Source organism: Oleiphilus sp. HI0125 (genome assembly GCF_001635355.1).
Window position 1 is genome coordinate 1 of the sequence record NZ_LWGF01000300.1, and the last position, 767, is coordinate 767.

Genomic DNA, 767 nt, shown 5'->3' on the forward strand with positions numbered 1-767 from the left:
ACGCAGGCATACCTTCATTCAGACAAGCTTAGCAAGCATCGTCCTCTCTCATGACAACCAGTTCTTGCCCATTAAGTACTTTGACTACCATGGGCCGACAGCACACCTGACAGTCTTCAGTGTATTCGGAGTCTGAATCCATAACGTCTAGCAGTAATTGAATCGGTTCGCCGCAATACGGACAGTAAGTATTCTGCTCTTCCAATGGGTTCATTAATTACTCTCCAATGGTATGCGTCCAGGTTCAATAAATGCTTTATGCACGCGTTTCGTTCCTACAAGCTCAAACAAGTCACCATTAAAGCCTGTCATCTGGCGGGGCACCTTAGCTTGCTTAGCAACCTTTGCGTTAGCAGCAAGATGCAGCTGCTCACCATGCGTTGGAATGACGAGAGAAGGCTGCACCCATCCGTATAAATCAAGCAAATCTTGCTCACTTGGGTGACCACTCGCATGAATCGTTCTAGATGTGTTGTACTTCGTAATCACGGATATCTTTTTCTGTTCCAATTGCTCGATCAAACGATGAATATGCTCTTCATTCCCTGGAATCACAATAGAGCTAAATATCACAGAATCACCCTCTTCCAGCTCAAGATCTCGGAATTGATTCCTTGCCAGTCGTGATAGTGCCGCACGCGGCTCGCCTTGACTGCCTGTCGCGATGATCAATATTTCTTCTGACGGCAAATACCCGATCTGATGCGGAGAATACAACAAGCCATCAAGCTCGCTAGGCCAGTAACCAGCAGCTTTTGCGTGACGAT

2 protein-coding genes are annotated in these 767 nt (G+C 46.8%); both read right to left on the reverse strand.

What is annotated here, in order from left to right; all coding sequences use genetic code 11:
• Positions 1-28 precede the first annotated feature (28 nt).
• Positions 29-214, reverse strand: coding sequence for a CPXCG motif-containing cysteine-rich protein (locus A3762_RS25655; RefSeq protein ID WP_082868933.1), 186 nt, complete (start codon positions 212-214; stop codon positions 29-31).
• On the reverse strand, positions 214-767 hold a 554-nt coding region (locus tag A3762_RS04125; protein ID WP_304439262.1), incomplete at its 5' end, for an MBL fold metallo-hydrolase RNA specificity domain-containing protein. The genes A3762_RS25655 and A3762_RS04125, both read right to left, overlap by 1 nt.

Excerpts from the sequence above, each read along its gene's own strand:
- A3762_RS25655 (WP_082868933.1), bottom strand. The coding sequence starts at position 214 with ATGAACCCATTGGAAGAGCAGAATACTTACTGTCCGTATTGCGGCGAA.